This window comes from Paenibacillus sp. FSL R5-0475 (assembly GCF_038004585.1).
Taxonomy (GTDB): Bacteria; Bacillota; Bacilli; order Paenibacillales; family Paenibacillaceae; genus Paenibacillus_AQ.
In genome coordinates, this window is record NZ_JBBORK010000001.1 from 3,469,905 (window position 1) to 3,484,948 (window position 15,044).

Below are 15,044 nucleotides of genomic sequence, written 5' to 3' on the forward strand. Positions count from 1 at the left end.
CGTCATTTAAACAAGGTTTCTGCACCTTTCTCAACCTCTCTATCCGTCACGAAATTCATTTGGTGTCATATTGTAATGCTTTTTGAACATTTTGCTGAAATATTGCGGATTCTGATATCCGAGTTCGGTAGTGATTTCATAGATTTTTTTATTCGTATTCTTAAGTAAATAAAGTGCACGTTCCATCCGCATGCGGATAATATAGTCTCCGAGCCCTTCTCCTGTCTCTGCCTTATATATTTTAGATAAGTATACGGGGTGCAGATACACATGATCCGCTATCGTCTTGACCGACAGATCATGCCCAGAATGGTTCCCTACCAGCTCATGTACCTGCTTAATAATATAACTTTTCGTGTTCTGATCACTTTCTGAGAGTTCCTTCTGAAGCTTGTTTAGCATATCGAACGCCCAGTCCTTCAGTTTGTCAAAAGAAACAATGATGCTCTGAGTCAACATCGGATCGAACGCATATTGGTCGATTTGTGAGATGAACTGCCCCCCTTTGTGGGCAATGTACATGAATGCATTAGTAATGGACAGAAAGACTTCATACAGATGCTCACTTGAAAAGCGTGCATTCTCCATATCTCGGAACACATCAGCTATCTTCTGGCGGGCTGTATCCCATTGCTTAGATTCCAGCAAATGAATGAGCGTTGGCGGACGATAAAGGCTTTCGAGTGATTTGATGCTCATCATCTCCTGAAGATGACGATCCCCCAGATAAAGTACCGAGCCTGTTTCATTATGTGTTGTCAAATACATTGAACTTAAGCCACTTCGATAGGCAGCCGTCATCCCTTCGGGAAAAGCAAACCACTCCGTTACGATAAGCGATATCTCACCCTTCAGGTAGTTACTCACACTAATTCTGAAGTTAGCAATGGCTGACTTAAGGATTTGTTGTCTCGCAGCATCGTAATTATTCGACTTCTCTAACTCTCGCTGGATGACTGGCTTCAGTTCCACAAGCAAAATTAAACAATCATGGGGTGCTTTGCAAAACCAGACATGGAACTGCTCCTTAAAGAGCTCCTCGGCAATATTGCCGATGGCATATTCCATTAGGGAAACTGAATGATGATCCATTGCGGCATAATGTTTACCCAGCTGAATCAATAACATCGCCGCTTCAACATCTGATTCGAAAGAGATTTCATATTCCTTAAGCTTTAATGCAAGTGTCCGCTCAGACAGCACTCTTCCAAGTAGTAATTCATGCATCAAGTTGGCCCGTAAAACACTGTAATCGGCTTTGCGATTATAGAGTAGCAAATGATATTTATCATGTGCCTCCCATTCGTCTTTTAGAGACTCAATCGCTCCGGAGATACTATTGATAAATTCCTCATCACTTACTGGCTTCAAAATATAATCAAAAGCCTGTAGCTGAATCGCCTTCTTAGCGTACTGAAAATCAGAAAAACCTGTCAGCAGAATCGACCGGATATCCGGCCATCTCTCGCTCACCGTTTCAATTAATTGCAAACCGGACATTCCAGGCATTGAAATATCAGTAACCATGATATCTATGTCCTGCTGTTCCAATATTTCCAGAGCCTCGGCACCCGATGCCGCCTGATGCACTTGCTTTACGCCAATCTCGTCCCACGGAATCGTGCGGGCCAGACTTTCTGTTACATAAGGCTCATCATCGACTAACAATATCTCTATCATCATATACCCTCCTAGATGTCATCCATATTATTGTCAGTTAGCGGTAACAACCACTGAAGTTTAACCTGCAATCCTCCGAGTGATGATGGTGCAATCGTCAATCCTGCATCCTCACCAAAACGCAGCCGCATTCTCTGATGCACATTCCAAAGCCCGCAGCCCATTTCTTCATCCATCGCTTTGCCTAGCTTATTTTCCAATACGATAATTTCCTCCGGGGTCATGCCTTTTCCGTCATCCTCAACCGTTAATGTCATAACTCTTCCGTTGCATGTGCCCGTAATTCGCACCAGCCCCTCTTTAGAGACAGGTTCAATCCCATGGATAACCGCATTCTCGACCAAAGGCTGAAGAACCAACGGAGGAAGATCTCTTTTCCGCATTTGCGGCGGGATAAGAACTTCATATTGAAGTCTGCTCATCCTCATTTTTTGGATCTCCAGATAGTGAGTCACAAATTCCGTTTCTTCAGATAAAGCGACAAGATCGCGTTCTTGGCGGGTCGTATATCTGTAATACCGGGATAAATTATGCGACATACCGACGACAGCACCCATATTATCGAGCTTCGCCATACTCGTAATAAATGAGAAACAATTATAAAAGAAATGCGGATTGATCTGGGATTGAAGCTGCTTTAATCTAGCTTCTCGGACATGGATCTTTTCCATTAACACATTCTCAATCAGCTTCTGAATCTGTTCCACCATGCTATTAAACCTTCCGGACAGGAAGCTGAACTCATTCTTACCTTTGATCTCCACCCGAGCAGAGTAGTCTCCTTGCTTCAATCTCTGGAAGCCTCCAACCAATAATCTAACGGGCACCTGCACCTGAACATATAGTAGATAGGCTACGAGACAGCTCATTAATAACAATGCACCAATAGCAAAATAAAATAAGCGATTGGAGGTTTGGATCGGATGTAGTATTTCTGACAGCGGCATATAGTCGATCAAATACCAGCCCATTTTATCCGAATAGACTATGTTTACACTGTAGGACTCACCATTAATGTTCACTGTACGATTTTCACTTTGCTTCAGCTGCTCTTGCTCCAGCCTTTTTACCAATTCATTAGCTAGCAGCTTGTCAGCACTACGGTTAAAGATAAGTCCAGTACCCTGTTTATAATAAAAAGGATCTCTCCTGCCATCACTTTTGAATTTATCCAGCATATCTTCAATGTTTCGGCTGTCAAACTCCACTTTCATAATCGTATTGACCTTTTCAGGAGTGAACTCTGACATGAAGGGGGTAAAAGAAAACCAAGAGAACACAAAATGGTCGCCATCTTGCTCAACGATCTTTTCTACATGCCAGCCTGACTTAACTTCCCGCTTCAAATCCTCATCCGAATACGGTATAGCATCATTCTCTGACACCATTCGGTGGATGGACGGTGAATAGAGGTACAACTTACTCTTCCAGTTGGAGGAGCTTTCCTGAATACTGATTTTGGTCTGAATCCGCTTAATCAGGTTAATCGCATCCAGGTTCAAATGTGTTCCCTTCAAATAAGTATCCTTCAAGCTCAAAATATCAGGATCATGAATGAGCAGGATCGGCCAGGAGGACAACAGCTCCATATTACTCTCTACTTGATTCTGAAAAAAACTGAGCTGATTGCTGTTCGAAGTATTTAACTCCGTACGTAGCACATCCGTGGTCGTCTTATTGGAATAGAAATAGAGGATCGTAATAGGAATCAGCATGATGACCATGATACTTACGATTTTGGTAAATAAATTATATCTATACACTTTCCTTCACACTCCGACTCAAATGTCATAGCCTCTATTGTACAAATAATCTTCATTAACGCATAGATAATTTCTGCCTGCAAAATGAGGTAGACAGGTGATAGCTTGTTCAAGCACTGTTATCGTCTTCTCTATTGTAAAGGCTTAAATTATTGCGCTATATGCTACGTACGAAACATTTCTGCAGTTTTTGCAGTCTAATGTATTGTAGAGACATACAAAAAGGGATGATCCGAAAGCCGCTAGGCATTCCAGTCATCCCTTTATACTTTATTTAGTTCAATCTATACAATCAGAGTCTGTTCAGAGCGTTTGTGCTTTAGATTGTTGACTCGATATGAAGAATAAAGCGGTCCAGATCAACGCGAACCCGATAATTTGCGGTAGCGTGACGAGCTGCTGGAATACGATCCAGTTAATGATTACTCCCGTCATAGGAAAGCTTAGTTCAGCCAATGTAGCGAAGGAAGCTTTAGTAGTGCTTAGTCCTTTGTAATACATCAGCATACTGAGTAGTCCTGGCAGCAGAGCCTGCAGCAACAAATTAATGGCTATGGCAGCAGATGCACCAAACCCACCATTAATCTGCCAAGGAGCACCTTCTAATGTGGTGATAACGAAAAGCAACGGCAGCGCCAATATAAATCTTAGGGAAGTCACTGTCTCATATTTCATAGACCCAAGCAGATAACGTCCCATTACTGTTGAGCCACCCCACAATGCGGCCGCTCCTAAGGCCATCAGACTGCTAACACCGATAAAGTTGTTCACATGTCCGAATGGAATACTCCAGCCAAAGGTCAGGAGATAGGTTCCTACCAGTGCCACAATAATGAGGATTCCGAAATTTTTAGGCAGACGTTCTTTAAGAATTAAGGCTGCAAGACCGATAGCGAATATCGGCTGAAGCTTTTGCAGCAACAGCACAGCATTTAAATCCCCACTGGAGAGTGCCATCGTAAATAGAATTGTCGCCCCGGCAGAACCTCCCCAGGAAACAATTAGCAAAGCTCCAATCTGGCGAAATCCAATACCTTTTAGCTCCGCCCGGTGACGCCAAAGAACAGGGGAAGCAGCCAAGAAAAGCACCACATGCTCCAAAAGAACAATTTGCGATGAGGTCAAAGATTTTAAGAGGATAATACGAAAGAGCGGATCAACGCCCCATAGTGCTGCACCGAACACAACGAGCCAAAACCCACTGCGTAACGGCGACGTGCTGCTTACCTTATTAGCTGATGATGAAGCTGTTACATTACTCATAATTCCATTCTCCTTGTCGATACAAACCCTCGATAAGAGACCAAAAACCCCCGAATCACCATAAAAGGTCGACTCGGGGGCATTATCAATAAAGACGTACAGGATAGACTCCTAGCGCCTTTATCTTATGATCCTCTCCCATCCGGACTTTACCGTCGGCTCTGGATTCACACCAGATCAGTCACTTCTCTGCAAGCAGAACAAGTGAGTCGCGGGCTTAGTTCGCTTTGAACATTACCGCCGGTTGGGAATTTCACCCTACCCCGAGAATCTTGTATTCCGTTGTTTTTTTCACAATCTCAGAATAAACCTCTTCTTGCCATTCGTCCAGTACTTTATGAAAATATACATAAAATTTTCATGTATCACAGCTTTTCTTACATATTTTATTCGTTATTGTTCTACTGTCTCATCCAAAAAAATCTGTATAATGAAATTATGTTTATTTTTCCATAGTTTAGGAATTTTTCTAAGGAGGTTGTTATGAAAGAATCATTTTGGATGAAGGAGTCATTCTGGACGAAGTTATTGTTCTCCTTTTTTGCTGTCGGAGTCATAGCTTTTTTAGGATTCATAGGTTCCATAATTATCGCGCTTTTCGGGGGACTAATGTTTTATACTCCACTTGTGGCGATTTTATCTGTTGTGATAGCTATTTATGTTGTACTCCTTATATTTAATGTGTTGTCCCGAAAAACAAGCAATATTATATTGCTATCCATCCTCGGACTTAGTGTGCTCGTAACCGCAGGATATGAGATCAAACAAGCATATATCAACAGCATTGCCACGGTCGATGATCGGGAAGTTAATTTGGTACAATACGAACCTTTTGCTGAGAATACCAAAGCAGTGAATTTGGATAAACCTTCTTCATATCATATCGATAACAACTTACCAAAATTGGATGGCGCTACCGCACTATACCCACTGTATTCAGCTTTCGTGCAATCTGCTTATCCTGCGGCAAGTTATAATCCATATGATTTTCAAACAAGTCAAGTGATTTGCAGTAGCACACCGGAAGCTTACAAAAGACTAATCGAAGGTGAAACTGATATTATCTTTGTCGCTGCTCCTTCTCTTGCCCAACAGAAACATGCGAAGCGAAAAGGCGTCGAGCTGAAGCTCACACCCATCGGCCGCGAGGCTTTCGTATTTTTTGTGAATAAACGAAACGAAGTAACTGGACTTTCCACCGCCCAGCTTAAAGATATCTACGCAGGCAAGATCACCAATTGGAAAGATGTAGGCGGAGCTAATAACCGTATTCGCGCTTTTCAACGCCCAGAGGATAGTGGGAGCCAGACGATGCTGCAAAAGTTTATGGGAGACACTACACTCATGACACCTCCTAAGGAAGACGTGGCGGATATTATGAGCGGAATTATTAAACAAACCTCCAGTTATCGCAATTATAAAAATGCACTCGGGTACAGCTTCTTATTTTACGCCTCAGAAATGAATCAAAGTGGGGAAATTGCACTACTCGCCATCGATGGTGTTAAGCCCGACAAAGAGAGTATTCGCAGTGGACAGTACCCTTTGGCTACAGAATTTTATGCTGTGACTGCTGGAAGTGACAACCCCAATATTCAGCCCTTTCTAGATTGGATGCAATCTGCTCAAGGTCAGGAATTGGTAGAAAAAACGGGATATACTTCTTTGCAATAAAATGTTGTTAGGGAAAGAGATCTAACCCAAATGTTTGGGAAAGCTCTCTTTTCGCTTTTTATACCGAAATTTTTCCTTTTTCACTCTAAAAGAGCGCAACTTTTGGAAACTATTGTCGTTTAAGATTTATATAAGCCGAAACTGCATCATAGGAAGAAAAAGTAAGAATTGCTAGAAACCAAGAAACGGGGATGGTAGGGATTGCAGATGAAGAAGTTTGGTTTTTTGGCGTTACTGCTGCTTTTGTTGGTGCTGGTTCATCCAGGAACTGGTTATGCCGGCTCTGCAGAGACACACATCAATCTAGACGGCAATGATCTTAAGATTTCAAAAGAAGCACAAGTTCAAATTGTAAATGGAAGCGTGATGGTTCCACTTCGCCTCGTTACTGAGCAGCTTGGTTATACCGTGAAATGGGATAATGTGACCAAGACTGCAACCATTGAGCAAAAGGGAACGACATTAAAGCTTATCGTGAATAATGCGATGGCAGAGGCTTCGGGGAAACAGGTAAAACTGGACAACCCTCCTTTTCTCAGTGGCAACACGACCCTCGTTCCTTTAAGATTTGTTGGTGAACAGACAGGAACTACTGTCGGTTGGGATAATGTGACCAAAACGGTATACTTAACTTCTCCAGTACCAGAGATTGGCGGAAGCGAACCAGAAATTACAGTTCCAGACACATCTGTAACCGCACCCTCTGATAATGGAGCGAATAGTAACACAACAACTGATGGAAACACCTCGACGGCAGCAGTCACAAATCTTAGCTTTATCGATAACAAGCTCATCATCGCGATGAACGGCAGTGTAACACCAAATGTATTCACAATGACAGATAAAGACCGAATTGTCGTAGATTTACCGAATACCAGCTTTGGCGACAGCTTTCATCAGAACCTTTCTGTCGGAAAAAACCAAAGTGGGCAGTTGACGATTACCGAATATCCTAACGTCTCAACCATTCGTTATTCATTATTCAGTAGTTCTCCCTCTACGATCCGGATCGTGATTGATCTGAACAGTGCGAATAACTACAGTGTAACGAATGCTAACGATGGACTTATTATAGTGGATCTAAATGGGACAAGCACAGCGCCTCCTGCAACCACTGTACCTGAAGTACCGGTCACAACGCCTCCACCTTCTACTGGCAACACAGACAAGAAGATAATCGTTATTGATGCAGGACATGGTGGGAAAGATCCTGGCACTGGAAGTAACCGCAAAGAGAAAGATTTCACCTTGCCAACAGCACTAAAAATTGCAGAATTACTAAAGAAAGAGCCAAATATTGAGGTTGTGCTCACTCGAAGTGATGATACATACCCGACCCTGCAGGACAGATCCAACCTCGCCAATAAGGTAAAAGCAGATTTGTTTATCTCTGTCCATGCCAATAGTATCCCAGTGGGCAGTAAGAGCAATCCTAGTGGTACAGAGACCTATTACACACGTAAAGATAGTTTATTATTCGCGCAAACCGTTCATAAATATCTTACTGTTGCTACAGGTCTTCAGGATCGAGGGGTTCGTCAAGCAAATTATCATGTAACAAGAGAAACTAAAATGCCAGCCATTTTATTAGAATGTGGTTACTTAAGTAATACCAAGGACGAAGCATTACTCTTCACAGTAGATGTACAGAATAGGATAGCCGAAGCAGTAGTTCTAGGGATTAAGGAATATTTAGGTCGATAGAAAAAAGGGGAGCTTCTTAGCCAATTGGCTAAGAAGCTCCCCTTTTTATTTTATTTTTGTTTGTTATTCCAAACACCCATTCGTTCTCTTAGATTAGAGGTGTGTAGCTCTAACTGAATCCCATCTGGATCGAGAAAGTTGACGGTCCAGCCTACTCCCCTTTTAACAGGTCCTCTAATGATTCGTACTTCGTGGGTACGGAGTACCTGTACAGCCTCCTCGAAATGTTCTTCCGCTATACTAAAGGCAATGTGGTCTATCCCAATTACACTGCCCATTAATTCAGTGTATTCTGGCTTTTCAATGAGGCAAATCCAGGCGCTTCCCCATTCCAGATAGGCATCTGTATTCCCTTTGTGTATTAGCTGAAGACCCAAAATACCAGTATAAAAATTCAATGAACGTGATAAATCACTCACATTTACCGTCACATGATTAAATCCTTGGACCTTCATCCCCGTTCATCTCCTCAGACTTCTCAAACTAGAATAGAGACAATTCTCTTGCGTTTCTCTGAAGCGGGATCTTGAGTTACTCGCATCTCTTCATCAAAGATCAGTGTAGGACGTTCTTCCAGATTATACTCAGGCCATGATAGCTCAGATGTAGCTGGGTTTCCTCGATGAGCAAAGGCAATCCATGCCGTATGCATACTTTCAGCCAATTTTTGCATCGCCGGTGTAATTTCCGCACCCAAGCGAGTTACATGAGACAGATTGTTAAAAGCATAGACAATTTCCGCACCATGTACAGCTTTATTTAACAATGGATGGCCAGGGACCGTCCCATCAAAACGATACATCCAAACAGGCGCATAGGCCAATTGATTCTCAGCTAAGGATATAGAGGTTCCCCAGAAATATAGATCCGTTAGAATCTCCGCCTGTCCTTCCCATGTAGAAGAATAGTGGCTGGCAACCTCCGCCAGACTTCCAGTTCCCATCATCTGCTCCAGCGCCTTGAGCGATTCATCAAAGTCTGCACCTGGTGTTTCTCCCCTGAAAAATAAATTACCCTCATCTCGATTGGTTCCAATCAACAAAGGAATACCCTGGGCTGATCCTTCTGCCACAGCCTGTGCAGGATCTACAGGAAGCGTATCCCCATCAATGACAGGCTGAAATAACATGCCTATTGAACCACCCGTTAATTTAATAGTCATTCTTGTGGCTGCTTCTATAATTTGTTCCGCTGAGAACGTATTAAGTAGGCTAGTATCTCCATCAGGAGAAATGCCTAGTTCAGTAAGTAATGCTACAGCAATATCTTTTCCTTGCTGATTTGGCAAGGTTTGAGCAGCCCCACTTTGCATGATCGCTCCAGCAAATAATCCCTTTGCAGCAGGCATAGCCAGAAGGGCAGCGATACTCATGCTGCCAGCTGATTCTCCAAATACCGTAACTCGCTGAGGGTCGCCTCCAAAGGCGGCAATATTAAGCTTTACCCATTCCAGCGCGGCAATTTGATCCAGCAAGCCTTGATTAGACGCAAATCCATCACCAAGCGAAGACAGATGCATAAAACCAAATGGTCCCAGTCGATAATTAATCGTCACCAAGACTACATTACCATTCTTCGCGAAACTAGTGCCATCAAACTGTGGCTGACTTCCAGCACCAGTCACAAATGTACCCCCGTGGATCCAAAACATTACAGGGAGTGCCTCGCCTGGGGATGCAGGTGACCATACATTTAAATATAAACAATCTTCAGAATGACGAGGTGTTAAGCCACCGAAACGCGTACCTCTCGTATCCGCTGGCTGATGGCTAACTGGACCAAATTCAGAAGCATCTCTAATTCCGCTCCAAGCTTCTGGTGGCTGCGGCGCACGAAATCGAAGCTCTCCAACTGGTGGATCGGCAAAAGGGATTCCACGCCAAACGTTCACGCCATCCTCCTCTCGTCCTTGAAGCTTACCGTAAGAGGTTACTGCTATCGGTCCTACCATTACATTTCACCCTTCCACATTATTCCTTATTCTCTTCAATCTGCTTATACAATCCGGACTGGAACCGGAACCATTGAAAAATATGTGTAAATACAACCTTGAGCACCGCGTAACCAGGAACTGCAAGGATAATGCCAAGAACGCCAAACATTTTGCCGGCAAAAATAATCACAAAAATGATCGTGATCGGATGAATCTTCAGTGTCTTGCCCATAATCTGCGGAGAGATAAACTTTCCTTCAATCAGCTGTACAGCCGTCCAAACGATGATCATCTTCAGCAGCATAAATGGCGAAGTGACCATGGCCACAATTAAGGCTGGTGTAATAGCAATTGCCGGACCCAAATAGGGAACAACTGCTGTACATGCAGCAGCAATGGCAAGGACAAGTGAATACTCCAGACCAATAATCAAGTAGCCAATATAGAGCAGCGCACCAATGCAGCAGCTTACTATAATTTGCCCTCGAATATAGGATGATACCTGGGCGTTCATTTCCGACATTACCATCCGAGTCTGCGGCTGCAGCGCGGTAGGTACAAATTTCAAAATGTAATCTGGCAACCTTTTTCCATCACGAAGCAAGTAGAATAGAATAAACGGTGTCGTCACCACCGCCAGCACAATCTCCGTAACGGCTCCGACGAAGCTTCCTACACCTGTTAGCGCATTATTCAGAAAAGAAGTGCCCCAAGCCGTAATTTTACTGGTGATTTCACTTAGGTTGGTTCCTATACTATCTTGAACTTGACCAAAGAATTCGCTTCCCGTCAGATTCATAAATCGTTCCTGGATCAAGTCACTATACCTTGGAAAATCGTCAATCAAACCAGATAATTGCGTTCGAAGAATCGGAATCACCATCACCAGAATCAACGTAATAATACCCGCAATTAACAGATAAAGAATGATGATTGCATACACACGTTTCATCCTGAATCTTTTTCCCATTAGGTCTACTAACGGATTCAACAAGTAATAAGCGATACCGGATAGTAACAATGGTGCAGCCACCGTGTGCAGCAATACAGATATAGGCGTAAAAATAAACGGTATCTTTGAGAACACCAGGATAGTTACCCCAGTTAACAATAAAACAAGTAAGGTTACCACAAATTTATTGTTCAGAAAAAACTTCTTAAACTTCCCCGGCCACACCTGCAGCCTCTCCATCGAACCCTCTCCCCCATGCGCCTTATATGAAGTGTTATTTTATTCACTTTTTAATAGCATAGTCAACGTTAGGGGCGCAAGTCAAATTTGATATCCGCAATTCTGCCCGCCTCCACAAAACCAATCGATTGATATACTTTGTTAGAATCCGGGTTTTTGGCATCTGCTACGCCATGAATTCTGCAATCGTAGTACTGTATTCTTCAGTCGCAAGCATCATATATGTATGAAAAGTTTCTTCATGTAATACACAAAAAGATTCCGCAAACAACTGCGCCGTTTCTGCATGATCATCCATTGTAAGCCTCTTAAACATGTCTATTCCCCCTAGATCTTCTTTTCATTCAATCATAATCCTCTACTAAACAAAAAGAAACGAAGTTGCTTTCCTGAAAAGACAAAAAAATACCGCCAGCGCATTGACGGTACTTCAATCATTTCTACTTTGATTTCACTTAGCTGCGAAGCTTCGATCAGTTGACAGCTATTTTTTCTTCTTCCCTTTAGCTCCCTTGTCATTTGCAGCCATCAGCTGACCATCATATGTATACAGCAGATGATCTTCAAGTCTCTCGCCCTGTAAATGCTTCCGTACTAGCGATTTCGCTGATTTAGGTGTGATCTCTTTATACCACACACCTTCAGGGTATGCGATCACGACGCAGGAATCTGAACATCTACCATTACAACGGGTTACCGTCGTATGTATAAGACTCTGTGCACCTTGCTTTTCAATCTCATCTTCTATCGCTTCAGCTACCTCTTCACCTTTATGTTTCTTGCAGCTGCTACCATTACATATCAACAAGTGACTTACGGTTCCTTGTAAATTCCAAGTTGTCATGAAATCCCCATTCCTTTCATACCTAAAAATATTCGTTAGCGGATTATTCTAAACACTATCATAAGAGCCATTATAGTCAATAGAGAGAAAGACTGGTATACTATAATTGAGAATGATTATCATTGAAAAAAGGGAGCGATTTCTACCATGCCCATCCAATCCGGCGGGATGCCACATCATTCCCATCCTTTTTATATGCCTGTTAAGATTAGTAGCCTAACAAGTCTTTCCCACTACGCAACCGATAACATCCCAGCTACGAATTCCTGTATTATTTTTGTCTGGGAAGGTAAAGGTCAGCTTGAGATAGATAGCGAACTTCATAGCCTCGAATCCGGAAGCATCATGACCTTTGCTGCAACTTCAAATTTGAAGCTAGAGACTGAGCAACAGTTACAGGGGATGTGGATAGAGTACACCAGTATGCCCAACCGTAGGCAAGAGCATTATTTTCTAAATGGCAGACCAGCCTTACACCACGCCTCCACACAATTGATCGCACTGTCTGGTGAGCTTTACAGTGCTTGGATAGAACCCGATGATCGGAAACCGTTTAAGGTCCAGCAATTATTCACTCAATTCATCGTGGATCTTCATCATGAACTGGCTGCGAAAAAGGAGACGTCAGGAAGCTGGATTGAAAATGTGTTTGAATACATAGAAGCTCATTACAACGAAGATATTACTCGGGAGCAGATGGCTACGTTAGCTGGGGTAAGCCCTGAACACTTCTCACGTACCTTTCGTAAAATTATGGGTCAAACTTTCAGCGCTTATATTACACTGTTAAGAATCCGCAGAGCACAGCAACGAATCCTCACCAGTTCCCCAAATCTAACAACTCTGGCGCATGAGGTTGGTTATGAAGAAGGAACTTATCTGAGCCGTAAGTTCAAGCAGCTCGTGGGTCTTTCACCTACAGCCTATCAGAATAAGAACAAAAAAATTGTTGCTTTAAACTACAATCACACAGCTATCCTACGGGTACTGGAAATTATGCCTCAACTCGGTGTTTATTCGGATTGGCATCGGAGCTTAGAGCAAGTGCCAGCCTCCAAACAACTTACGATGAACGAAGGTAACTCTTCCCTTCTATTTGATTCGATAGCTTTAGCAGAGCCGGATATCATTATCAGCTACAACATTCCTGAGAATAAGATGCTGACTCCAGTTGCTCCGGTCATTGAATTACCCTTTATGCAAATGAGCTGGCGAGAGCAATTTGGTTTGATCGCTGATGTAGTCAACCGGCGACAGCGAGCAGAAGAATGGTTAGGTCATTACGATGGGCTCTGCCATGCTGCCAATAAGAAACTGAACCATTCGATAGGATCGGAAAGAGGGACAGCTATCGTTTGGGAGCTTAGTTCCCGAGCAGCTTATTGTTTCAGTAGCAGTTACGGTAGGGGGTGTCAGATTTTGTACGGAGATCTTGGATTCAAGCCACCATCTATCATTATGGAGAACGGAATAATGGATTCAGGGTATCTAGTGTCTTCTATTGAGGAAATCGGAACCTATCCTGCAGACTATATTATTATCACTAGCATCCCATCATCTTCTGAGGGAAGAAAACGCCTCTCTCGCCTTCTGCGTTCTCGTGATTGGAAGCAGTTAGATGCAGTCCGTAACAATCGGGTATACATCCTGAACCAGGGTGACATGTTCTATGGATTTGATCCGCTGTCTTCTCAAGCACAGCTTAAAGAATTGCTGCGTGTGATGACATCATAAATATGCACAAACGAAGATCATATTCGTCCATAGTAAATAACCAGAGAAGATTGTAAAGTTCTTATTGAGAATGATAATCAATTACCATAGGAGGAACAACAAATTGCATAATCTACAAAAGAATACTTCGAAACAGAATCATTGGCTTCTATTTCCCTTCATGCTGACGTTAATTCTAGTCCTATCAGCTTGTGGAAATTCCAATACTACGGTGGAGAATACAGGTGGTACCAGTAACACCAGTAATACAACAGCAGCAACACAAGCACCAACCGAAACTAGTCAAGAAGCAGAAAGTGCTGAAACCCCTGCTGTCAAGACAGTAAATACCGTAAAAGGTGATGTTGAAATCCCTGTTCATCCTAAACGAATTGTCGCTGAGGAATACTTGGGAAGTCTAATAGCTCTTGATACCATTCCTATCGGAGCTCCAGGCTTGACCTTAGAGAATATGTATTATAAGGAGGCTCTTACCGGTGTTACAGACACAGGAGCGTACGGTAAAATGTCACCTGAAAAAATCATCGCACTAAATCCTGACTTGATTATTTCGGGACAAGCAGAAAGCTATGAAACGCTTAGCAAAATTGCTCCTACCATCATTGTGCCTTACGGGGATTTAAAAGATGCTCATGCAGAATTAACCTATTTCGGAGAACTCCTTGGAAAGGAACAAGAAGCAAAGAATTGGCTTGCAGATTATGACAAACGGATAGCCGAAGCTAAAGCAAAAGTGGACAAGGTCCTCCCGGCGGATGCAACCTTCTCCATCATGGAAGACGGTGGAAAATCTATCTGGGTCTATGGCGATAACTTTGGCCGAGGCGGACAGCCCATCTATCAAGCGCTTGGTCGCAAGCCGCCTACAGAAGTAGCAGCGGAGATTATGGAGAAGCAATGGGCGGAAATATCTAAAGAAGCGTTAACTAAGTATGCCGGAGATTATATTATCTTAACCTCAAATAACCTTACAGAAGCTGATTACAAGGCTGATTCATTTTGGGGCAACCTTCCTGCAGTCAAAAATGGACACCTCTATGTTTGGAAAGAAGAACGTTCCTGGTATTATGACCCTATCGCGGTATTAACCCAGACCGAAGAGCTGGCCGATTGGCTAATAAATAATAAATAATGCATGAGGAAAAGGGATGTCCGAAGCCATAGCGGCTAAGCGGACATCCCTTTATTGTTGTACAAAATTCCTACTAAGATAACTTATAAGCATCTAAATGCGTTTTATCTGTGAGTGTTTTTATC

At 42.9% G+C, this 15,044-nt stretch carries 12 protein-coding genes and 1 riboswitch; of the genes, 4 read left to right on the forward strand and 8 right to left on the reverse strand.

The features are described 5' to 3' along the window. Positions 1–39 precede the first annotated feature (39 nt). The 3 genes from MKX41_RS15625 to MKX41_RS15635 form a co-directional block, all read right to left on the reverse strand. Complete coding sequence (locus MKX41_RS15625) at positions 40–1,680, reverse strand: response regulator transcription factor (protein WP_042190308.1); 1,641 nt, start codon at positions 1,678–1,680, stop codon at positions 40–42. A gap of 11 nt (positions 1,681–1,691) precedes the next feature. Next, positions 1,692–3,443: a sensor histidine kinase gene (locus MKX41_RS15630; protein ID WP_076284532.1), complete on the reverse strand. Its 1,752-nt coding sequence runs from the start codon at positions 3,441–3,443 to the stop codon at positions 1,692–1,694. A gap of 303 nt (positions 3,444–3,746) precedes the next feature. Further along, a complete protein-coding gene (locus MKX41_RS15635; RefSeq protein ID WP_076299551.1) occupies positions 3,747–4,706 on the reverse strand; it encodes a DMT family transporter in 960 nt (319 codons plus the stop codon). Positions 4,707–4,832: 126 nt separating this feature from the next. Then, a riboswitch (FMN riboswitch) is annotated at positions 4,833–4,981 on the reverse strand. A gap of 208 nt (positions 4,982–5,189) precedes the next feature. On the opposite strand from MKX41_RS15635, the gene MKX41_RS15640 reads away from it, so the two are divergent. Both MKX41_RS15640 and MKX41_RS15645 read left to right on the forward strand, forming a co-directional pair. Next, on the forward strand, positions 5,190–6,380 hold the full coding sequence (locus MKX41_RS15640) for a PstS family phosphate ABC transporter substrate-binding protein (RefSeq protein ID WP_340971643.1): 1,191 nt from the start codon (positions 5,190–5,192) through the stop codon (positions 6,378–6,380). A gap of 207 nt (positions 6,381–6,587) precedes the next feature. Beyond that, on the forward strand, positions 6,588–8,084 hold the full coding sequence (locus tag MKX41_RS15645; protein ID WP_340974933.1) for an N-acetylmuramoyl-L-alanine amidase family protein: 1,497 nt from the start codon (positions 6,588–6,590) through the stop codon (positions 8,082–8,084). A gap of 50 nt (positions 8,085–8,134) precedes the next feature. Here MKX41_RS15645 and MKX41_RS15650 read toward each other — a convergent pair whose 3' ends face one another. From MKX41_RS15650 to MKX41_RS15670, 5 genes are all read right to left on the reverse strand, one after another. Beyond that, positions 8,135–8,539 (reverse strand): VOC family protein, encoded by a 405-nt coding sequence (locus tag MKX41_RS15650; RefSeq protein WP_340971647.1) that lies wholly within the window; start codon positions 8,537–8,539, stop codon positions 8,135–8,137. Positions 8,540–8,562: 23 nt separating this feature from the next. Then, entirely contained in the window at positions 8,563–10,035 is a 1,473-nt protein-coding gene (locus MKX41_RS15655) for a carboxylesterase/lipase family protein (RefSeq protein WP_340971649.1), read from the reverse strand. 19 nt (positions 10,036–10,054) lie between these two features. Further along, the gene (locus MKX41_RS15660; protein WP_076299548.1) at positions 10,055–11,209 is read right to left on the reverse strand and encodes an AI-2E family transporter; all 1,155 of its coding nucleotides are present in this window, start codon (positions 11,207–11,209) and stop codon (positions 10,055–10,057) included. A 166-nt stretch (positions 11,210–11,375) separates the two neighbouring features. Continuing rightward, entirely contained in the window at positions 11,376–11,525 is a 150-nt protein-coding gene (locus MKX41_RS15665; RefSeq protein ID WP_340971653.1) for a hypothetical protein, read from the reverse strand. A gap of 168 nt (positions 11,526–11,693) precedes the next feature. Then, on the reverse strand, positions 11,694–12,053 hold the full coding sequence (locus MKX41_RS15670) for a (2Fe-2S) ferredoxin domain-containing protein (RefSeq protein ID WP_042190321.1): 360 nt from the start codon (positions 12,051–12,053) through the stop codon (positions 11,694–11,696). A gap of 147 nt (positions 12,054–12,200) precedes the next feature. Here MKX41_RS15670 and MKX41_RS15675 point away from each other — a divergent pair, with 147 nt between their 5' ends. Next, entirely contained in the window at positions 12,201–13,787 is a 1,587-nt protein-coding gene (locus tag MKX41_RS15675; RefSeq protein ID WP_340971658.1) for an ABC transporter substrate-binding protein, read from the forward strand. 103 nt (positions 13,788–13,890) lie between these two features. After that, positions 13,891–14,919, forward strand: a complete 1,029-nt coding sequence (locus MKX41_RS15680) for an ABC transporter substrate-binding protein (protein ID WP_256716301.1) — start codon at positions 13,891–13,893, stop codon at positions 14,917–14,919. The last annotated feature ends 125 nt before the right edge of the window (positions 14,920–15,044 follow it).